The sequence below is a fragment of the Sinorhizobium fredii USDA 205 genome, from assembly GCF_001461695.1.
GTDB classification, from domain to species: domain Bacteria; phylum Pseudomonadota; class Alphaproteobacteria; order Rhizobiales; family Rhizobiaceae; genus Sinorhizobium; species Sinorhizobium fredii.
In genome coordinates this window covers 104708-125177 of record NZ_AUTC01000035.1, presented here as the reverse complement: position 1 = coordinate 125177, position 20470 = coordinate 104708, and the positions used below count along the sequence as shown (strand labels likewise).

Here is a 20470-nt window from a genome sequence, read left to right as displayed (position 1 = left end):
ATTTCGCTCGTATAGGAACAGTGGAGCGTCGTTTTTTGACATATCCGACGTCGTGGCAAGGTGAGCCACGGCGCATGGACATGCGCATTGTCCCCTCTTGAGGAGAACAGAATCCCATGGCAGACCGCATCATCGTCTTCTGGCGCGATATTCCCGCCCAGGTCATCATCAAGCAGGGCCGCAAAAGCGCCAAGCGCGAGCTTTCGCTGCGCTTCACCGAGGCGATCGACATGTGCGCCATGCGCACCGGCGCCGCCGAGACCGACGACTATCTCGCCGAATGGCGCAAGGCCGATCCTGTCCCGGTGTCAGACGATCTCGAGGCGGAGGCCGACAAGGCGGCAGCCGAACTGGAGGCCGCCTACGACCGGGAGCGGCTCGTTGCACTCGTCAAGGCCGGAGGGCGGGAAAATGCCTGACCCCAAGATCGTCACCGGCAACGCCCAGCCCGCCAAGAAGGCGGCGAGCGGCGCCTATACGCCGACGAACGTTTCGCCGAGCCGGCGCTCGCGCCACAAATACACGGTCCGGCTGTGGGCGGTGCGCCATTCTCGCTTCCTCGAGTGGTTCTACAATCGCTTCGCCGACATGTTCCTGATGCTCCATCCGCTCTGGAACGCCATCGGCTATGGCCGCGTTGAGCGGCCAGTTACCTTTGTCGAACGTCACGTCAAGGGTTTCCTGTTCGACTGTCGCATGTGCGGTCAGTGCGCGCTGTCCTCGACCGGCATGTCCTGCCCGATGAACTGTCCGAAACAGCTGAGGAACGGACCCTGCGGCGGCGTGCGTGCCAACGGCAACTGCGAAGTGGAGCCGGACATGCCCTGTGTCTGGGTGCAGGCGTGGAAGGGTTCACAGAACATGGAGAAGGGCAACGCGATCATGAACGTCCAGAAGCCGGTCAACCAGTCGCTGCGGGAAACCTCGTCCTGGTTGCGGGTGACGGCGGAAGCCGCGGCGAGCGCAGAGACGAGGAAGGACGGCCAGCAATGAGCCCCGATATCAACCCTTTCGACCCTAGCGCGCCGCTCGATCCCCTGCCCGGCCATTCCTCGCGCGGCCGGCTTGAGCGGGTGCTCCGCCGCGGCGAATTTGCCGTGACGGCCGAACTCAACCCGCCGGACAGCGCCAACCCGCAGGACGTCTACGAGCGGGCGGCGATCTTCGACGGCTGGGTTGACGGCATCAACGCCGTCGACGCTTCTGGCGCCAACTGCCACATGTCTTCGGTCGGCATCTGCGCGCTACTGACCCGCATGGGCTACGCCCCGATCATGCAGATCGCCTGTCGCGACAAAAACCGCATCGCCATCCAGGGCGACGTCCTCGGCGCCTCGGCCATGGGCGTGCAGAACATCATGTGCCTGACCGGCGACGGCGTGCAGGCCGGCGACCAGCCGGGCGCCAAGCCCGTCTTCGATCTCGACTGCATGTCGCTGCTCGAGACCGTCAGGATCATGCGCGACAACTCGAAATTCCTCTCGGGCCGCAAGCTGACGACGCCGCCGCAGGTCTTCCTCGGCGCGGCAATCAATCCCTTTGCGCCGCCTTACGATTTCCGGCCCTATCGGCTGGCAAAGAAGATCGAAGCGGGCGCCCAGTTCGTCCAGAGCCAGTACTGCTTCGACGTGCCGATGTTCCGCGAATACATGAAGAAGGTCCGCGACCTCGGCCTGCACGAGAAATGCTTCATTCTCGTCGGCGTCGGGCCGATGGCTTCTGCCAAGACGGCGCGCTGGATCCGCTCCAACGTGCCGGGCATCCATATTCCGGATACGATCATCACACGCCTTGAAGGCGCGCAGGACCAGAAGAAGGAAGGCAAACAGCTCTGCATCGACATCATCAACGAGGTGAAGGAGATAGAGGGCGTTTCGGGCGTTCACGTCATGGCCTATCGCCAGGAGGAGTACGTGGCGGAGATCGTCCACGAGTCCGGCGTCCTGAAAGGCCGCAAGCCGTGGAAGCACGAGGCGACGCCGACGGAAACGCTCGTCGCCGAGCGGCTTGGGCATCTGCGCGAAGGCATCGAGGAAAACCAGCAGCAGTTGGCGGAGGCCGCGGCTCACCATCCGCATTGAGGACAAAGCCACGGCTCGTGGCTTTAACAGAGGAAAACCGGCGCTTCGGCTCGTCCCGCGCCTTACAAACACAGACCGGGCCTATTACATAGCCCCACGCTCCAGGATCAGAGGATCTTATATGACCCGCACCATTGTCGCTTCCGCCACCCGCGAGATCGTCATCGGCTTCGACCAGCCCTTCTGCGTCATCGGCGAACGCATCAACCCGACCGGCCGCAAGAAGCTCGCCGCCGAAATGATCGAAGGCAACTTCGAGACGGTTATCAAGGACGCGCTGGAGCAGGTCGCCGCGGGTGCGACGATGCTGGACGTCAATGCCGGCGTGACAGCCGTCAACCCGAACGAGACCGAACCGCCGCTTCTGGTCAAGACCCTGGAGATCGTCCAGGGCCTCGTCGACGTGCCGCTGTCGATCGACAGCTCCGTGACGGCGGCGATCGAAGCTGGCCTGCGCGTTGCCAAGGGCCGGCCGCTGGTCAACTCGGTCACCGGCGAAGAGGAGAAGCTGGAAGCGATCCTGCCGCTCGTCAAGAAATACGACGTACCGGTCGTGGCGATCTCCAACGATGAAACCGGCATCTCGATGGATCCGGACGTGCGCTTCGCCGTCGCCAAGAAGATCGTCGAGCGCGCCATGGATCACGGCATCAAGCCGCACGACATCGTCGTCGATCCGCTCGTCATGCCGATCGGCGCGCTTGGCGATGCCGGCCGGCAGGTCTTCGCCCTCCTGCGGCGCCTCCGCGAAGAGTTGAAGGTCAACACCACCTGCGGCCTTTCCAACATCTCCTTCGGCCTGCCGCACCGCCACGGCATCAATGCCGGCTTCATCCCGATGGTGATCGGCGCCGGCATGACCTCGGCGATCATGAACCCCTGCCGCCCGCAGGAAATGGAAGCCGTGCGCGCCGCGAACGTCCTGAACGGTACCGACGCGAACTGCACCAACTGGATCATGACCTATCGCGACCACAAGCCGGCCGAAGGCGGCCATGTCGTGGCCGCTGCGGCTCCGGCTGCCGGCGGTGGACGGCGGGGCGGACGCGCGGCGCGGGCTGGCGCTGGCGCAGTGCGAGAGTAACATTTTGCTTCGACGCTGCACTGCCTATCAAGGGGAATTGCCATGAAGAGCCATCTTCGGCTTTTTGCGGTTCTCGTCCCCTTGACCCTCCTCGCGAGATACACGCTGTTTGAGGATGCGGGCGAGTTTCAAAGATTTTACGGTGCGCTTCGGATCTATCTTCTCCCAGTCGTGTTTGTAATGCTCGCGGTGCTTACAGTCCTATTAGGTGCGGCTTTGACGAATAAGATCGATCCCGAATCCCGAGAGCGGGTGATAAACCTATGCTTTTGGGGTAGTTCGACGGTGTTGGCAGCGGCAGTCGCCTACGCATTCGCAGTCGTGAAGCTGACAGCGGCACCATAGCGAAGCGTCCGGAACTCGCATCCGGCCGAAGAGTGGAGATAACCAATGACACCGCGCCGCCTCCGCCTGGACACCGCCACGCTTTGGTTCGAAGCTCCATTCGTGATTGCGCTTCGGCTGCATCAGATGCAGCTTGCGGCAATGACCGGCAAGACGCAGGACGTAGCCGAGCTCCAACGCATGGTTTCCGAAAAGGTCGCGGCGGCGGCCGAGAGCGGGATGGCCGTGAACCTGGCCCTCTGGAAGGCGACTCTCGACAGCACGATGCGGCTGGTGACCGGCAGCGGTTCCAAGCACGGGACGGCTATTGCCGCAGCGGCCCTCAAGCCCTATGGCAAGCGGGTGCGCAGCAACGCCCGGCGGCTATCGCGCAGCAAACCGTGACCATCCTGTACGTCAGCACACGACAACCCTTCTGAAATGTGCTGGCAGATCTTTTCATGTCGGGATCTGACAACTATCAAGCGTCATTCCGGTTCAGTCTGAAGCGGTCTACCCGCGCTTCGCTCCCCGGTTGAAGCGGACCTGACGAAAGACCGACCAGCATGCGCATCGAAAGCACTTCCGAAATCGAGACCAATATGACCGAAGCCGCGCAGAAGGATCCTCTGGTGCTTTTCATGCCCTCGGGCAAGCGCGGCCGCTTCCCGGTTGGCACGCCCGTGCTCGATGCTGCACGCAAGCTCGGGGTCTATGTCGAAAGCGTCTGCGGCGGCCGCGCCACCTGCGGACGCTGTCAGGTTTCCGTGCAGGAAGGTAATTTCGCCAAGCACAAGATCGTCTCCTCGAACGACCACGTCTCGCCTATCGGCCCGAAGGAGCAGCGCTACGCCACCGTGCGCGAACTACCCGATGGCCGACGCCTGTCCTGTTCGGCCCAGATCGTCGGCGATCTCGTCATCGACGTGCCGCAGGATACCGTCATCAATGCTCAGGTGGTGCGCAAGGCTGCGTCGGACCGTGTCATCGAGCGAAATGCCGCCGTCCAGATGTGCTATGTCGAAGTGGACGAACCGGACATGCACAAGCCGCTCGGCGATCTCGACCGGATGAAGGTGATACTCGAGAAGGACTGGGGCTGGAAGGATCTCCTGATCGCGCCTCATCTGATCCCACAGGTTCAGGGCGTCCTGCGCAAGGGCAACTGGGCGGTGACCGCCGCGATCCACCGGGACATGGATTCCTCCCGCCCCTTCATCGTCGGCCTCTGGCCGGGGCTGAAGAACGAGGCCTATGGCGTTGCCTGCGACATCGGTTCCACGACGATCGCCATGCATCTGGTCTCGCTCTTGTCCGGACGCATCGTTGCCTCCTCCGGCACATCTAACCCGCAGATCCGCTTCGGCGAGGATCTGATGAGCCGCGTCTCCTATGTGATGATGAACCCGGATGGCCGCGAGGCGATGACCAAGGCGGTGCGCGAGGCGGTGAACGGGCTCATCGGCAAGGTCTGCGCCGAGGGCGGGATTGATCGCCACGATATCCTCGACATGGTGGTCGTTGGCAATCCGATCATGCACCACCTCTTCCTCGGCATCGACCCGACGGAACTCGGCCAGGCGCCCTTCGCGCTCGCCGTTTCCGGCGCGCTGCAATATTGGGCGCATGAGATCGACATCGAGGTCAATCGCGGCGCGAGGCTCTACATGCTGCCCTGCATCGCCGGCCATGTCGGAGCGGACGCCGCCGGTGCGGCGCTTTCGGAGGGCCCGCACCGTCAGGACAAGATGATGCTGCTCGTCGATGTCGGCACCAATGCCGAGATCGTGCTCGGCAACAAGGAACGCGTCGTCGCCGCCTCCTCGCCGACCGGCCCGGCCTTCGAGGGCGCGGAGATTTCATCCGGCCAGCGCGCCGCTCCCGGCGCGATCGAGCGCATCCGCATCGACCCGGAAACGCTGGAGCCGCGTTTCCGCGTGATCGGCGTCGACAAGTGGTCGGATGAAGAGGGTTTTGCGGAAGCCGCCGCAGCGACCGGCGTCACCGGCATCTGCGGCTCGGCGATCATCGAGGTGGTCGCGGAGATGTATCTGACAGGCATCATTTCGCAGGACGGCGTCGTCGATGGCGGCATGGCCGCAAAGAGCCCGCGCATCATCCCAAACGGCCGCACCTTCTCCTACCTGCTGCATGACGGGGATCAGCGCATTACCGTGACGCAGAATGACATCCGGGCAATCCAGCTCGCCAAGGCCGCACTCTATGCCGGCATCAAGCTGCTCATGGAAAAGCAGGGCGTCGAGCACGTCGACACAATCCGCTTTGCCGGAGCCTTCGGCTCCTTCATCGACCCGAAATACGCCATGGTGCTTGGCCTCATCCCGGATTGCGACCTCGCCGAAGTGAAGGCGGTCGGCAATGCTGCCGGCACCGGCGCACTGATGGCGCTCCTCAACCGCGGCCACCGCCGCGAGATCGAGGAAACCGTGAGGAAAATCGAGAAGATAGAGACAGCTCTTGAATCGAAATTTCAGGAGCACTTCGTCAACGCCATGGCGATGCCGAACAAAGTCGATGCCTTCCCGAAACTCGCCGAGGTCGTCACGCTCCCCGAACGCAAGGTGCCCGCCGACGACGGCGGCGAAGGCGGCGGGCGCAGGAGGCGCCGGAGCCGGGAATAACCCCTCACAAACTGGCCCCATGTGGCGCGGCCCGAGGCGCAGTCAACGGGCCGAAACGGACGCCTCGAGCGGCACCGTCAGCCCCACCTTCACCCGATCCATGGCGACGAATGTGCGGAATTTCTTGACATTGTTGTTGCCGAAGAAGAGGCGCCGGGTCAGCGCCTCGTAGTCGGCCATGGTGGCGACGACGATCACCAGGATGAAATCCGCCTCGCCGGTGACGTAGTAGCATTGCTGCACCTCCGGCGTTGCTGAAAACTCGGCCTTGGCCGCGTCGATCAGCTCGGCCGTCTCGCTGACCACCTCGACCTCGACGAAGATGGTGATCGGCTGGCCAACCTTGGCCGGGTCGACGATCGCGCAATTCGCCTGGATGACTCCCGCCTCCTCCATGCGCTTGATGCGCCGCTGCACCGCCGGCGCGGAAAGATTGACCGCCTCGCCGATCGTGCGCTGCGGCGTCGCATTGTCCCTCTGCAGGATCTTCAGGATCGCCAGGTCGAAGGAGTCGAGAGCAATTTCGGGAACGGTCTTCGCCAAAGGAGCTCCTCACGAAACAAACTTGCAACTTGCGCCCGCGAATACATCGCAATTTTCGTCGTGCATGCAATATATCTTCGCCAGCATTTTTGAACGAGGTTGGCCATGTTTCTACTCAACACACTTCCCAGCCACAACGGACCGCTCACCTCCGTCGACGTGGAAACCCTCGGCGAACGCACGGCGGACACGGTCGAACGGTTCCTAGCGCACCGCGCCAATCATGCCGAAACGCCGCTGCACGCGCTCCCGGCCCTGGCCACCGAACTCGGCGTCGGCGCCATCCACATCAAGGACGAGGGCCATCGCCTTGGGCTGGGAAGTTTCAAGGCGCTCGGCGGAGCCTACGCGGTGATCCGGCTTGTTCTTGAGGAAGCAGGCAAAGAACTTGGCCGTCCGGTCGATGTTTCCGAACTTCAATCGCCAGACATCCAGGCAGTCGTACGCACCATGACATTTGCCTGCGCTACGGACGGCAACCACGGCAGGTCGGTTGCACAAGGTGCGCAGCTCGTGGGCGCGCGGGCGGCAATCTTCGTGCATTCCGGCGTGAGCGACGAGCGTGTCGCAGCCATTGCCCGTTTCGGCGCCGAGATGATCCGCGTCGACGGCACCTATGACGAATCCGTTCGGGAGGCTGCGCGCATCGCGGAGGCAAACGGCTGGACCATCGTCTCGGACACGTCCTGGCCCGGCTACGAACGCATTCCCGGCCTCGTAATGCAGGGCTACACGGCACTTGTCCGCGAAGCCTTGAAGAAACTGCAGAAGCCCCCCACACATGTTTTCATCCAGTCTGGCGTTGGCGGGATTGCCGCCACCGTCGCGGCCCATCTGGCGATCGTGCTTGGCGACAAACGCCCTGTCTTCACGGTCGTCGATCCTGCCCGCGCGGCCTGCATCTTCGAGACAGCACGCGCGGGGCATCCGGTGACGATTGCGCACGGGGAGCCCACAGTCATGGCCATGCTCGAATGCTACGAGCCCTCACTTGTGGCATGGCGTGTCCTCTCCCGCGTCGCCGACGCCTTCATGACCGTCGATGAAGAGGATGCGATCTCCGTCATGAAGCAACTCGCCAATCCCGTCGCCGGTGACCCGGCCATCGTCGCAGGTGAGAGCGGCGGCGTCGGACTGGCTGGTCTGATCAAGGCAGTCTCCGATCCAGCGATCAGGGCCGCTCTTCGCATCGATGAACACGCGCGCATCTTCCTCGTAAACACTGAAGGCGCGACGGATCCGGCTAAATTCGAAGAGATCGTCGGACTCACGCCTGCCGCCGTTGCGGCGAAGAACCGGATGGGAGCCGAAGGATGAGCAATCTCCTCATCGATGCAGCGCGGCTCCTTGGACGCATCGACGCGCTCGGTGCGATCGGCCGCGATGAAGAAGGCAGGCTTGTCCGCCTCGCTGCCTCGGATACGGAAAAGCTTGGACGCGACCAATTTGTTGCCTGGGTTCAGGATGCGGGGCTGGAAGTCGCCGTCGATCGGATCGGCAACATTTTCGGAATCTGGCGCCACAGCGGCGATGCCGAGCAAGCCCCGCTCCTCATCGGCTCGCATATCGATACCGTCATCAATGCCGGCATCTATGACGGCTGCTATGGTGTGCTTTCGGGTCTCGAGGTGGTCGAGACGTTGAAGGCGTCCGGCTTCGCTCCGACACGGCCGATCGCTATTGCCGCCTTCACCAACGAGGAAGGCGTGCGATATGCACCCGACATGATGGGATCGCTCGTCTATGCCGGCGGGCTTCCGACTGAAGAAGCTCTCGCGACCGTCGGCACGGATGGCAGTGTGCTTGGCGAGGAATTGACTCGCATCGGCTATTCGGGCGCAGAAGAGCCGGGCTTTCTGAAACCCCACGCCTATGTCGAGCTCCATGTCGAACAGGGCCCGGTGCTGGAACGCGAGGGCGTACCGATCGGCGCCGTCGAGAACCTGCAGGGGATTTCCTGGCAGCGGGTGACGATTGACGGGGTCGCCAACCATGCCGGAACGACGCCGATGTCGATGCGGCGCGATGCCGGCCATGCGGCCGCCCGCGTCATCAGGTTCCTGCGCGATCGCGCCATGGCCTCCAGCACGTCGACCGTCGCCACGGTCGGCTGCATCGCTTTCGAACCGAATGCGATCAACGTCATTCCGTCGCGCGCCACCTTCACCGTCGATCTGCGCGATCCGGACGCGGAACGGCTGAGAGCGGAAGAAGCGGCGCTCGCCGGCTTCCTGCAAGAATTGGCGGCGGCCGAGGGCGTGACGATTTCGACCGAGCGCCTGGCGCGATTTGAGCCGGTGACTTTCGACGCAAGGATTGTCGAGATCATCGAGCAAGCGGCCATCAGGCGCGGCCTCGCCTCGAAACGCATGACCTCCGGCGCCGGCCATGACGCCCAGATGATCGCGCGAATTGCGCCATCCGCGATGATCTTCGTCCCGAGTGTTGGCGGCATCAGTCACAATCCGCTCGAATACACGCCGGATGACGACCTCATCGCCGGGGCGAATGTTCTGCTCGACGTCGTCAAGAGTCTCGCAAGCGCAGGGTAGAGGAAATGAAATGTCCGATTTGAAACTGCTTGAACGTGAGATGATCGGTCGGCGGCGCGACCTTCATGCTCATCCGGAGTTCGGCTTCGAGGAGAAGCGCACCTCCGCCTTCGTCGCAGAAAAGCTCAGGGAGTTCGGACTTGAGGTCGCCGAAGGTGTCGGCGGCACCGGCGTCGTCGGCGCGCTGAGACGCGGCACCGGCAATCGCGCCATAGCGCTCCGGGCTGACATGGATGCGCTGCGCATCCCCGAACAGGGAAGCTTGGAATATCGCTCACAGAACCCGGGCGTGATGCACGCCTGCGGCCATGACGGTCACACGACCATGCTGCTCGGCGCGGCAAAGCTGCTTGCCCAGGATGGCGGTTTCGACGGTACGGTGCGCTTCATCTTCCAGCCGGCGGAGGAATGGGGCAAGGGCGCGCTCGCCATGCTCGACGATAGGCTGATGGAGCGGTTTCCCTTCGAGGAAATTTACGGCCTGCACAATATGCCCGGGCTTCCGATCGGCCATTTCGAGACGCGCCCCGGCCCAATCATGTCGGCCGAAGACAATTTCGAGATCGTGCTCAAGGGTGTTGGCGGACATGCGGCACGACCGCATGCCGGCAACGAAGTGCTGGTCGCCGCCTGCGCGCTTGTCACCAATCTTCAGACGATCGTCTCTCGTCGTTTGAGCCCGGCCGATATCGGCGTCGTGTCGGTGACAGAGCTCGTCACGGATGGCACACGTAACGCCCTCCCCGGGCTCGCCCGCATTCTGGGCGACGCCCGAAGCTTCCGCCCCGAAGTCAGCGCCGAGATCGAAAAGCAGATGCGCTTGATCGCCGAGGGCACCGCCCTCGCTCACAATGTTTCAGCAGCGGTGAGCTACACGCGCGAGTTCGTGCCGCTCGTCAACGATGAGAGACTGGTCGAGCATGCTTTCTCCGCAGCGCGCAGCGTGTTCGATGCGGGCCACATTCGGGTCGCTCGCGAGCCTATGACCGGTTCGGAAGACTTCGCCCGCTTCCTCGCCCATGTTCCGGGCTGCTTCGTGTTCCTCGGCAACGGCAACTCGGCGCCGCTGCACAATCCGAACTATGATTTCAACGATGCCGGGCTGATCCACGGCGTGGAGTTTCACGCTGCAGTCGTGCGGCAGCGTCTGCCCCTGATCTAGAGCGCCGCGCGTTCAGATGAACGCGCTTGGGGCTCCACAGCTAGACGGGCTCGGCCACCCTGCCCGCATGCATTTGGAGGTCGGCGAAGGCCTCGCGGACGTGATCAGCGACCGCGAGCACCGGTGCCGGTGCACCCTCGACCACCTTCAGGCCGATTTCGTAATGCCCGAGATCCGGCAACCCGTCGCGCTCGCCAAGTTGCACCATCTCGCCCCGGACGAGATACCGCGGCAGTGGCGCGATCGCGAGGCCGGCGAGAACCGCAGCGCGCTGTCCCGTTGTATAGGCGCTCAGGAACGCCACGCGGAACTTGCGCCCGGCCCGCGACAGCTTCTCGACCGCATCGGCGCGCCATACGCAGCCGTCCTCCCACATCGAAACCGGCAGCGGATCGCGCAGATGAGCATTGCCGCACTTGGCACCGGCCCAGACCAGCTTTTCCTGCATGAGGATTTCGCCGTCCTGGGCCGCTTCGTCGGACAAGCTGTTATAGATGGCGATGTCGAGCCTGTGCTCGTCGACCCGCTTGCGCATCGCGGTGCTCATGCCGATCGACACATCGACCGTGACATTCGGGTAAGTTTCGGCAAAGCGCTTCAGTACCTCCGGCAGGATGCGTTCGCCGACGTCCTCCGGTGCGCCAACGCGCACGACACCGTTCATGTCTGGCAGCAGGAATCGAGACACCGTTTCGTTGTTGAGCGACAAAAGCCGGCGGGCGAAGCCGAGCAGCAGCTCGCCCTTCGGCGTCAGCGAGACCGACCGCGCATCGCGCAGGAAAAGCGTGCAGCCGAGCGTCTCCTCGAGCTTCTTGATCTGCATCGAGACGGCGGATGGCGTCCGGTACACAGCTTCGGCCGCAGTCGTGAAATTGCCGGTTTCGGCAATGGCGACAAAGGTCTTCAACACGTCCATCTCGAGCAGCGGAAGCGCGTGGCGCAGTATCATGTTCATGGCGGCCTCCTCATTCAGAAAATCTGAAAGATACCTTAACTGCATTTCGTTTGATTGAACATCACATTGGAGCGATAGTCAAGCTCGTAAGGAGGCGGGAAGCACCCCGCACAACGCAAAGGAGCAAGGTCATGACCGCCCTGACATTGGCCATCGACAACGCCGCCGCAACCGCACGACGGATCAGCGGCACTCCTACGATCGATAAAGGCGTGCCGATGATGGACGCAGAAGGTTTGCATTCCAACACGCGGCAGGCGGACGACGGCAGCGATTTCGTTCTCTCGATGCTGTCGCGAGCCCGGACCTTGATCGAGCGGATTGCAGACAGACGGCGCGCGACCAAGATCGCCAGAAACCGGGTGGAAACCCGGCGGCAATTGGCGAAACTGCCGGCATGGGTCCGAAAGGACGTGTTGCAAGCAGAATATAAGGCGATCAGCGCACCTGAGGGAAGCTGTTACGCCAGGCCCTAACCGATCACAATGTTTGATGAAAAACATCAAACATATTCGTTTGATTGATCAATGAGGTTGCGTCATAACCGACACATGGTCGCGACCTTTTGAAAAGCTCAGAAGGAACCAGCAATGTCTATGAACCAAAACGCATCGTCGAGCCAGAGCCTTGCGGCTTTGCCCGGTCTTTTCAGCCTGCGCGCACGCGCCTGGGCCGCTTGGAAGCGGCACCGCAACGAACGAGTTCTGGAGAACCTCTCCTACGACACGCTGAAGGATATCGGCTTCCCATCCGTCGACGACGCGGTGCATAAGACGGAACAATGAACAGCGACACGACCTGTCATACGCCCCGCGCCTGCTGGGTGGTGATGAGACGATGAAGGGCATTCCCGCAAACGGAATGCCCTTCATTTTTGGGCGCGTCGCCACGGCGCGACTTTCGCCAGACCGGAGCCGAGCGTCGCGGCCAGCCCATGCAATATGGCCTTCACGCCGCTTGTCCGGGCTCCTGCCGCTTGTCAGATACCGACATCAGTCGCCCCCTCATCGGAAAAGTCGCAATCTGCAATATTGCAACCACCCCCTGTAAGGCGACACCTTCCGGCGCCCGCAGCATATTTTGTCGGATTGCGCCACTTCAGACGGGCATTCCGTCGCTTTCACACAATCGCCGATTCCGACGCCCGAGGAACTCCATTGCCCCAATGTCGCAATGCGAAATTTCTTCCCGGTCGCGGCTTTCCATGTCAATGTCGCAAATCGACAAGCCGTTTGACATATTCCAAGCGACGAATAGACACCCTCGTCCAGCATGGGAAGCCTCATGAACAAGCCTCTGACCAAAAAGCGCTCGCTCGTCTTCTTTCTGGTGCCGAACTTTTCAATGCTGCCCTTCTCCGCGGCGATCGAAACTCTCCGCATCGCCAACCGCATGCTCGGCTACGAGGCGTATACGTGGCGCCTCGCCTCGACCGATGGTCAGAAAGTCTTCTCCTCGGCCGGCATCGCTCTCGAGGTCAACACCTCGCTTGCGGATGAGCGCAAATTCCTGGCCGGCGAGAACCGCCCCTCCATGGTGCTGGTCTGTTCGGGCGTCTATGTCGAAGAGTTCCAGAACAAATCGGTCAACGCCTGGCTGCGCGAGGTCTACAATCGCGGCATTGCCGTCGGCAGCCTCTGTACGGGCGCCCATGTGTTGGCCTCCGCGGGCCTGCTCACGGGTAAGCGCTGTGCCATCCACTGGGAAAACCTGCCCGGCTTTTCCGAAAGCTTCCCGCAGGCGGAGGTCTATGCGGACCTCTATGAAATCGACAGCAACATTTACACTTGCGCCGGTGGCACCGCATCCCTCGACATGATGCTGAACCTGATCGACCAGGACTTCGGCGAGAGCCTGGTCAACCGGGTCTGCGAGCAGGCCCTGACCGATCGCGTTCGCGGTCCGCATGACCGCCAGCGGCTTCCGCTCCGCGCCCGCCTCGGCGTGCAGAATGCCAAGGTCCTGTCGATCATCGAACTCATGGAGGCCAACCTCTCCGAGCCGCTTTCGCTGCTCGAGATCGCCGAAAGCGCCGACCTGTCACGCCGCCAGATCGAGCGACTGTTCCGCCAGGAGATGGGCCGCTCGCCGGCGCGATACTATCTGGAGATTCGCCTCGATCGCGCCCGGCACCTGTTGATCCAGTCGTCGATGCCGGTGGTCGAAGTGGCCGTCGCCTGCGGTTTCGTCTCGGCTTCCCATTTCTCCAAGTGTTATCGCGAGCTCTACAACCGCTCGCCGCAGCAGGAGCGAGCCGAGCGCAAGCTGACGCTGCAGATGGCGCGCTGAACTGATTCACACTCGGGATTGGAAGTGGCCGGCCCTCGGCCGGCTAGCGCTTAAGATGCGAGTGCATCGAGCAGCGCAAGCTCGGAAATGACGCGGTTTCGTCCTGCATGCTTCGCCATGTAGAGGAACTGGTCAGCAGCGTGCAGGTAGTTCTCGAAGGCTTCCGGCGCTTCAATCGTCGCAAGACCTATCGAGACGGTAATCGCCAGTTCCTCGTCGTCGGCGACGATCTTCGATTTCGCAAGCTCCACCCGCAGCCTCTCACAAAAGGCAAAAGCCTCGCGCACGTCGAGGCCATCGAAAAGAATGCCGAATTCCTCGCCACCCAGACGCGCCAGCAGATGCTGGTCGCCGACCAGCGCTTTCAATCGCCCGGCGACATGCTTCAGCACGAGATCGCCGATCTCGTGGCCATAAGTATCGTTAAGGCGTTTGAAATGGTCGATGTCGAGAACCGCGATCGATGTCCCTTCGCCGCGTCTTAGATATTGATCGATCAGGCGTGGCCCGGTCATGAAGAAGTGCCGGCGGTTGAAGATTCCCGTCAGGTAGTCGCTCGCGGCCGCGAGTTTCAGTGCCTGAATGCGCTTCTGGAGCATGGCGGCGTGCCGGATGCGTCCGCTGAACTCGGCCTCAAGGAACGGCTTGCGGATGAAATCCGCTCCGCCCGCCTCGATGAAGCGCGCCGCCACGCGCGCGTCACCCTGTTCCGATAGACCGATGATCGGTACGGCATCCTCTCCCTGACGCTTCTGCACCTCCCCGAGCAGCGCGAGCCCCGCAAGGTCGGCAAGACCCGTGTCTGTGACGATGACGTCGACGGTTTCGCCCTGGTCCAGAACCTGCAACGCTTCCCAAGCCTCCGACGCCTCGATCACCGCAAACAAGCCACGCCGCAGAATACTCGCGAGGTCCTGTCGCGAGGCGGCGCAGGAGTCGACGAGCAGCACCGTGGTTCGTCCTTTGGTGAGGACCCGGTCGACCGCCGCGATCAGTCGCTCGATCGATTCCGGCTCGTTCTTGACGATGCAGTCGGCAACACCTCGATTGAGGATCTGATCGCGGGTGCTGTCGTTGAAGGCGGCCGTGAAGACGATAGCCGGCACATTGTTCGCAAGGATGAAGTCCAATGCCTCGCAATTCGGCGCGTCGGGCAGGTTGAGATCGAGGACCGCGAGCGAAAACGCCCACTCCCCCGCAGCAGCGACCTCGGCCTTTACCGCCGCGAGCGAGGCGCAATGGGCGACGTTTATCCCGTGCGTCAGCTCCAGACCGTGCTTGAGAGCGGCCGCGAACATCCGCGAATCCTCGACGAGCAGCAGACGCTTGTCGCGGTGCTTCTGAATATGGTTCGCCCGTCCCGACGCGCGGCGCAATCTCACGACCCCTGCAACCCCATCCCCTTCGGCAACCCATGCTCCCGGTGCAGCGACGTCGAGGTCTTCTCGCCTCTGCGCGAACCGCTCCCTTGGCGGGGTCTCCGGTGCCCCAGTATGCATTTGCGCCCGTTCGCGCCGCAGACCGAGGCCCCTTCGGTCAGATGTGCGTATCCGGGAATTTCCCCATTTCTATTTGCCGCGATTGAACGGGCTGGCGGTTGCAATTTCGTTAACAAAGCAACCACCAGCATGGAATTTCAACCGCTTGCCTGAAAATTCGCGCGAGCGTCAGGCGGGAATTTTCACCCTTTCGCTCAATGTCTTTATCTTTGTCAAAGTATCGAGGTTCTGATTGACGCGGCAATAGAACTCCTCGTTGACGAAGGGGCGCACCACGAAATCATTGCCCCCGGCCTTGAGGAAGCGCGCCGAAAGCAACCGGTTGGTCGATGAGGAAACGCCGATGATGCGCAACTGATGCGGGCCGTGGGCCGAGCGGATGCGGCGCGTCAGTTCGAAGCCGTCGATATCCGGCATGTTGTAATCGGTGATGACCAGCGCGATATCGGGATTGTTCTTGAGGATTTCCAGTGCGGCCGCGCCGCTGTCGGCTGAGCTCGTGCGGAAATTGTAGCGCTTCAGCTGCGTGGTCAGCAGCGCCCGGGCCGTCGGACTGTCGTCGACGATCAGCACGTGATGCTTCTTGTTCGTGAGGAACCGGCAGACCGATTCCGCCAGCATGTCGACCGCAAAGACACTGTCCTTGATGACGTAGTCGACGATATCCTTGGCAAGGATCGCCTCGCGCGTCTTCTCCTGGAAGGAGCCGGTGAAAACCACCGTCGGTATGCTCATCTCGATCAGATAGTTCAACGCCTCACCGTTCTCCGCCCCCGGCAGGTTGATGTTGGAAATGGCGAGCGAGGCCGGAAAGGACGCATTCTCCACGGCGAACTGCAAATCCTCGTAGTCGCGGCAGACGATCACGTCGATATCGAACAATTCCTTCAGTCGCTTCGAGACCATCGATGAGAACAGGTTGGAGTCCTCGGCAAGCACAATGCGGTGCTCGCCAAGGGATTCGCCGGAATAATACATTCCGGAAACGCCGAAGAAGGACATTGATCGCCTATGTGAAAGAGTTTCCCCGCAAGCATCGTAGGGGAAGAGACTTTATTGGGTGTTAATGGAACGATCGCCGGCCATCGATCTTACGCGCTCTATTATTTGACGCAGACAAATCACGCGCCTCGCCCGTCATCCCATCAAATCGCCTGACCGCACGGCATTTTCCGTATAGAATGTCTGCATGGGTGAAGCTCAGACTCTCTTCGAAATGCTCCGCCAGTCTGTGAAGCCGGGGGTTGTCGATGCCTTCGAGCGGCTCGTGAAGGATGCGCCGGACCGCAAGCTTTGCCGCATCAATGCGCTTGTCTTCGCCGCCTCCGAAGGGCTCGACGAGGAGGAGACGATCGCGGGCTTCCTGCACGCGTCGCGGCTCGGCATTTTCGAGCTCTCCTGGAACGTGCTCTGCCCCGGCTGTGGCGGGGTGCTCGATGCCAATACATCCTTAAAGACGGTGCAGAGCACGGAATATACCTGCGCGCTCTGCGCCGCCGGCTACGAGCCGACCCTCGACGAAATGGTCGAGGTGACGTTCACAGTGAGCCCGCGGGTACGCCACATCGAGGCGCATAACCCGCATGAAATGCCGGCGATCGAATATTTCCGCCAGATGTATTGGGGCTCCGGCATCGACCTGCCGGAGGACGATTACGAAGAAAAGTTCGACGAGTTCATTATTGAAACGCTGGAATTGCCGCCGGGCGAAAAGGCGGTCATCTCGCTGCAGCTTCCGGCCGAGTTCGTCATCGTCTTCGAGCCAGTGACGCATGCGGCGCAGTTCCTCGACGTCAGCGGCGAGCCGACCAGGGAGCGGCGGAACCTTGCCCTCGTCTTCGACCGTGCGCACCGACATGCCGAAACACTGAACATGCAGCCCGGGCCGCTTCGCATCCAGGTGGAGAACCATGCGGAGGTCCGCACCCTCCCCTCGGTCTGCATCGCCAACGAGGCGCTGCATGGCATGCTCGGCCGCCGGCGGCCGTTGCTCACCGCCAAGCGGCTGCTCTCCAATCAGACCTTCCGCGACATCTATCGCACCGACATGCTCGACGTCGACCAGCGGCTGAAGATCACCAGCCTCACCTTCCTCTTTACCGACCTGCGCGGCTCGACCGAGCTCTACGAGCGGGTCGGTGATCTGGCGGCCTTCGATCTCGTCCGGGCGCATTTCCGGGTCCTGCACGAGATCGTCGCGGCCGAGGCCGGCGCCGTTGTCAAGACGATCGGCGATGCTGTGATGGCGACCTTCCCGACACCGGACCGGGCAGTCGCCGCGGCCATGCGGATGCGTGACGCCATGCGAAATCTGAACGACGAGCGCGGCCGCGAAGACCTGCTCTTGAAGATCGGCATCCACGAAGGGCCGTGTATCGCCGTCAACTTGAACGAACGGCAGGACTATTTCGGCCAGACCGTCAATATCGCTTCGCGCGTCCAGCACCTTGCCACCTCGCGCGAGATCTTCGCGACCGGCTCGGTGCTCGAAGACCCGCGCGCCTCCGGCTTGCTTTCGGACCGAGGCTTAAGTCCGATGTCGCACAACGTCACGCTGCGCGGCATCGCCAACGAGATCAGCATTTTCGCGATTCCGTGAGGTCGGCCAAACCAGACCTCCATCGTTCAGTAGAGGTTCAGGCTTGACGGCTCAATGTGGTGGCAGGTGAAGGAGTAAGCCATGCGTATCCTACCAATTCTATTTGCCGCCGCGGCGATGATGACCGGCACGGCCGAAGCCGGCAGCCAATCATCGAACACAAGCTCGAACAGTTCGTCCAACAACGGGGTCGTGAACGAGCGGATCGTCGACACCTATTGCGAAGACGGCTACTGCGAACGCCGCGTTTTTCGCCGGACATACCGCGACGGACGCAATCGCGGCGAAGGCGAATGGCGCCGCTATTTTGATCACGACGACTGAGCAGACCTTCTGAAGAAGGCGCCGGCTTATCCCCCGGAACATCGACAGCATCCTGCGAGGTGATGCCCAATGCGTTCTCGAACAGCCACATGTTCCTGCGGCCAGCTGCGGATCGAGGTTCAGGGCGAGCCGCTCGGCGTCGGTCTTTGCCATTGCTTCGCCTGTCAACGTCGAACCGGCAGCGTCTTTGCGGCCCTCGCCGGCTTCGCGGCACCCTACAAGGTCTTCGGCACTGCAACCGAATACGTTCGCGTTGGCGACAAGGGCGCGAAGTTCAGATTTCGCTTCTGTCCCGTTTGCGGGACGAACCTGTTCCACACCGAGGAAGGCCGTGAAGATTCGTCCGTTGGCGTCGCCGTCGGCGCCTTTGCCGACCCAAGTTTTCCGCCGCCGCAGGATTCGGTCTACGACTGCCGCCGGCACTCCTGGGTTCAACTGCCGCCCGAGACGACAATTTACGAAACGGACCCCGCCTGATCGCCGCTTTCGCTGGGGCATCGCCGAAGAAAACCGCCGACCCCTTTTGCACTAGCAGCGCCGCTATGATGACTTGCGGCGAGGATCCACGCACAAGAATCGAAAATCGCCTTGCGACTGTCGGAACCGGCCGCCGCCATACGTCCTAGATCAAGCAACATGCGACCAGGGAGAGCTGAGATGAGAAAGATCATCGTTGGTGCATTCGTAAGCCTTGATGGAATCATGCAGGCGCCCGGCGGGCCGCATGAAGATCCCGTCGGCGGCTTCAAGTATGGTGGCTGGACAGGCGGTCGACGAGATGTTTGCCAAGCCGTTTGACTTGCTGCTTGGCCGAAAAACCTATGACATCTTCGCGGCGCACTGGCCCTACGCGGGTGCCGGCGACTCGATCGGCACCTTGTTCGACCGCATCACCAAATATGTCGCGACACGCAATCCGGCCCCGAAGCTCGAATGGCAAAACAGCCAGACGCTGGGGAGCGACGTGCTCGCTGCGCTCGGAGAGTTGAAAGGCGAGGAAGGACCGGATCTGTTGACGCAAGGTTCTACCGATTTCCTCCAGACCCTTTTTCGCAATGACCTGGTCGACGAGATGTACATCTCGTACTTTCCCGTCATTCTCGGGAAGGGCAAGAAGCTATTCGGCGAAGATGCGACGCCGATGGCGCTCAAGCTGGTCAGTTCGAGGGTTTCCGGAACCGGCGTCACGGTCAACAAATATACCCGCGGCGGGCCGGTCGCCACAGGTTCGTTCGAATTCGACCAGCCCAGCGAAGCAGAGCTGGAGCGGCGGCGGAAACTAACGTGAGCGCCCCGTTCGCACTTTGGGGCGCATCACCTCTCTGGGCGCTTGCACACCCGTGCGGAATTCCTGTCGGGTGCCCAGATTCCAACGATTAGCCACGATTTCCGGCGTATAATGTGGCTTGGAGAAAGATGGGAGGATATGATGAGAACCGAAGAAGCCATGCATTCCGGTGTTCGTTGGATCGGCCCGGAAACGGATTTGCGGACGATCGCGCGCATCATGAAAGAAGAGGATATCGGCGCGCTGCCGGTCGGTGAGAATGATCGCCTGATCGGGATGGTGACGGATCGCGACATCACGCTGCGCGCACTGGCGAATGGCAGGGATGTTTCTTCGTTGACGGCCCGCGACGTCATGACCAGGGAAATCGTCTATTGCCGCACCAGTGAATCCGTCGAAGACGCCATTCACCTGATGGAGTCGAAGAAGATCCGGCGACTGCCGGTCATCAACGACGACAAGCGCATGGTCGGCATGCTGTCACTGGGCGACATTTCCCACTGCACCAGCCAGCAAATGGCAGGCGAACTGGTCAAGGCGGTCAGTGCTCACCACGCCTGAGCCGCACCCGGAAAATTGTCTGGGTGCATAGCACGAGACGACGGCGGGCAATGGTCCCGCCGTTCGCTATTTGACGACAACGGACCCGTTGACGATCTCTATTGTTTCGTCGCCCTGGAGACCAATGTGATCGCCGCTTGGCGCGGTCACGAAGCAGCCGCTTGGGCAGATCATTTCCGTAGCGCCGGAATTGACGACCACTTCCATCCGGCTTTCCCCCTCTACGATTACGAGTATGGCGGATTCGCCATCCTTGTTGGTCACCATCGCAGCATTCGCACTGCCGGCGACGAGCACGCCGCAAAGCAAGGCAGCAACAACTGTCTTCATGGCCTTCGGCGCGCTACCCGCGCGCCGCCCCCTACGGCCGGTCACCCTTTCGCCCGTGGCAAAACTACCGGCCACCCCCTTCAGCCCCGACGCCAGATTGGGCGTTGGCGGGGTGAATTGCCTTCTTTTTATGGGAGAAGTGCTGAATAAGCGCTGAATGGCGCGTTGAGATAGTGTTCAGAAGCACTCGTTCGACGCTACGAACGGGCGTCCGATGCGGCGACAAATTGATCACCT

At 61.9% G+C, this 20470-nt stretch carries 21 protein-coding genes and 1 pseudogene; 17 read left to right on the top strand and 5 right to left on the bottom strand.

The genetic code is table 11. The features are described from left to right. Positions 1 to 116 precede the first annotated feature (116 nt). From N181_RS05285 to N181_RS05255, 6 genes are all read left to right on the top strand, one after another. Positions 117 to 419 (top strand): virulence factor, encoded by a 303-nt coding sequence (locus N181_RS05285; RefSeq protein ID WP_014328732.1) that lies wholly within the window; start codon positions 117 to 119, stop codon positions 417 to 419. Further along, complete coding sequence (locus N181_RS05280) at positions 412 to 993, top strand: methylenetetrahydrofolate reductase C-terminal domain-containing protein (RefSeq protein ID WP_037395372.1); 582 nt, start codon at positions 412 to 414, stop codon at positions 991 to 993. Before N181_RS05285 ends, N181_RS05280 begins: the two co-directional genes overlap by 8 nt. Further along, on the top strand, positions 990 to 2081 hold the full coding sequence (locus N181_RS05275) for a methylenetetrahydrofolate reductase (RefSeq protein ID WP_014328733.1): 1092 nt from the start codon (positions 990 to 992) through the stop codon (positions 2079 to 2081). Before N181_RS05280 ends, N181_RS05275 begins: the two co-directional genes overlap by 4 nt. A gap of 121 nt (positions 2082 to 2202) precedes the next feature. Then, positions 2203 to 3165 (top strand): methyltetrahydrofolate cobalamin methyltransferase, encoded by a 963-nt coding sequence (locus N181_RS05270; protein WP_037395370.1) that lies wholly within the window; start codon positions 2203 to 2205, stop codon positions 3163 to 3165. 390 nt (positions 3166 to 3555) lie between these two features. Next, a complete protein-coding gene (locus tag N181_RS05260) occupies positions 3556 to 3894 on the top strand; it encodes a hypothetical protein (RefSeq protein WP_014328735.1) in 339 nt (112 codons plus the stop codon). A 161-nt stretch (positions 3895 to 4055) separates the two neighbouring features. Then, on the top strand, positions 4056 to 6131 hold the full coding sequence (locus N181_RS05255; protein ID WP_014328736.1) for an ASKHA domain-containing protein: 2076 nt from the start codon (positions 4056 to 4058) through the stop codon (positions 6129 to 6131). A 42-nt stretch (positions 6132 to 6173) separates the two neighbouring features. On the opposite strand, the gene N181_RS05250 is transcribed toward N181_RS05255, so the two are convergent. Continuing rightward, positions 6174 to 6674, bottom strand: a complete 501-nt coding sequence (locus tag N181_RS05250; protein WP_014328737.1) for an Lrp/AsnC family transcriptional regulator — start codon at positions 6672 to 6674, stop codon at positions 6174 to 6176. A 105-nt stretch (positions 6675 to 6779) separates the two neighbouring features. Here N181_RS05250 and N181_RS05245 point away from each other — a divergent pair, with 105 nt between their 5' ends. The 3 genes from N181_RS05245 to N181_RS05235 are packed head-to-tail and all read left to right on the top strand — an operon-like array spanning position 6780 to position 10388. Further along, complete coding sequence (locus N181_RS05245) at positions 6780 to 7991, top strand: diaminopropionate ammonia-lyase (RefSeq protein WP_014328738.1); 1212 nt, start codon at positions 6780 to 6782, stop codon at positions 7989 to 7991. Beyond that, the gene (locus tag N181_RS05240) at positions 7988 to 9226 is read left to right on the top strand and encodes a Zn-dependent hydrolase (protein ID WP_014328739.1); all 1239 of its coding nucleotides are present in this window, start codon (positions 7988 to 7990) and stop codon (positions 9224 to 9226) included. Before N181_RS05245 ends, N181_RS05240 begins: the two co-directional genes overlap by 4 nt. A 10-nt stretch (positions 9227 to 9236) precedes the next feature. Then, on the top strand, positions 9237 to 10388 hold the full coding sequence (locus N181_RS05235) for a M20 aminoacylase family protein (RefSeq protein WP_037395362.1): 1152 nt from the start codon (positions 9237 to 9239) through the stop codon (positions 10386 to 10388). Positions 10389 to 10428: 40 nt separating this feature from the next. Here N181_RS05235 and N181_RS05230 read toward each other — a convergent pair whose 3' ends face one another. After that, complete coding sequence (locus tag N181_RS05230) at positions 10429 to 11343, bottom strand: LysR substrate-binding domain-containing protein (RefSeq protein ID WP_014328741.1); 915 nt, start codon at positions 11341 to 11343, stop codon at positions 10429 to 10431. 131 nt (positions 11344 to 11474) lie between these two features. Here N181_RS05230 and N181_RS05225 point away from each other — a divergent pair, with 131 nt between their 5' ends. From N181_RS05225 to N181_RS05215, 3 genes are all read left to right on the top strand, one after another. Further along, positions 11475 to 11819 (top strand): hypothetical protein, encoded by a 345-nt coding sequence (locus N181_RS05225; protein ID WP_037395360.1) that lies wholly within the window; start codon positions 11475 to 11477, stop codon positions 11817 to 11819. A 114-nt stretch (positions 11820 to 11933) separates the two neighbouring features. Continuing rightward, complete coding sequence (locus N181_RS32905; protein WP_037395358.1) at positions 11934 to 12128, top strand: hypothetical protein; 195 nt, start codon at positions 11934 to 11936, stop codon at positions 12126 to 12128. 499 nt (positions 12129 to 12627) lie between these two features. Further along, positions 12628 to 13632: a GlxA family transcriptional regulator gene (locus N181_RS05215; protein ID WP_012708387.1), complete on the top strand. Its 1005-nt coding sequence runs from the start codon at positions 12628 to 12630 to the stop codon at positions 13630 to 13632. Positions 13633 to 13682: 50 nt separating this feature from the next. On the opposite strand, the gene N181_RS05210 is transcribed toward N181_RS05215, so the two are convergent. Then, positions 13683 to 15014: a GGDEF domain-containing protein gene (locus N181_RS05210; RefSeq protein WP_037395355.1), complete on the bottom strand. Its 1332-nt coding sequence runs from the start codon at positions 15012 to 15014 to the stop codon at positions 13683 to 13685. Positions 15015 to 15299: 285 nt separating this feature from the next. Next, positions 15300 to 16133, bottom strand: coding sequence for a response regulator (locus N181_RS05205; protein ID WP_014328745.1), 834 nt, complete (start codon positions 16131 to 16133; stop codon positions 15300 to 15302). A 187-nt stretch (positions 16134 to 16320) separates the two neighbouring features. Here N181_RS05205 and N181_RS05200 point away from each other — a divergent pair, with 187 nt between their 5' ends. The 5 genes and pseudogenes from N181_RS05200 (at position 16321) to N181_RS05180 (ending at position 19903) form a co-directional block, all read left to right on the top strand. Next, entirely contained in the window at positions 16321 to 17730 is a 1410-nt protein-coding gene (locus N181_RS05200; RefSeq protein WP_037395351.1) for an adenylate/guanylate cyclase domain-containing protein, read from the top strand. An 81-nt stretch (positions 17731 to 17811) separates the two neighbouring features. After that, the gene (locus tag N181_RS05195) at positions 17812 to 18054 is read left to right on the top strand and encodes a hypothetical protein (protein ID WP_014328747.1); all 243 of its coding nucleotides are present in this window, start codon (positions 17812 to 17814) and stop codon (positions 18052 to 18054) included. A gap of 69 nt (positions 18055 to 18123) precedes the next feature. After that, complete coding sequence (locus tag N181_RS05190) at positions 18124 to 18531, top strand: GFA family protein (protein ID WP_014328748.1); 408 nt, start codon at positions 18124 to 18126, stop codon at positions 18529 to 18531. Positions 18532 to 18711: 180 nt separating this feature from the next. Then, positions 18712 to 19342 (top strand): annotated as a pseudogene (locus tag N181_RS05185) (dihydrofolate reductase family protein). A gap of 141 nt (positions 19343 to 19483) precedes the next feature. Continuing rightward, positions 19484 to 19903, top strand: coding sequence for a CBS domain-containing protein (locus N181_RS05180; RefSeq protein ID WP_014328750.1), 420 nt, complete (start codon positions 19484 to 19486; stop codon positions 19901 to 19903). Positions 19904 to 19969: 66 nt separating this feature from the next. Here N181_RS05180 and N181_RS05175 read toward each other — a convergent pair whose 3' ends face one another. Next, complete coding sequence (locus tag N181_RS05175) at positions 19970 to 20233, bottom strand: hypothetical protein (RefSeq protein WP_037395347.1); 264 nt, start codon at positions 20231 to 20233, stop codon at positions 19970 to 19972. Between the last annotated feature and the right edge of the window lie 237 nt (positions 20234 to 20470).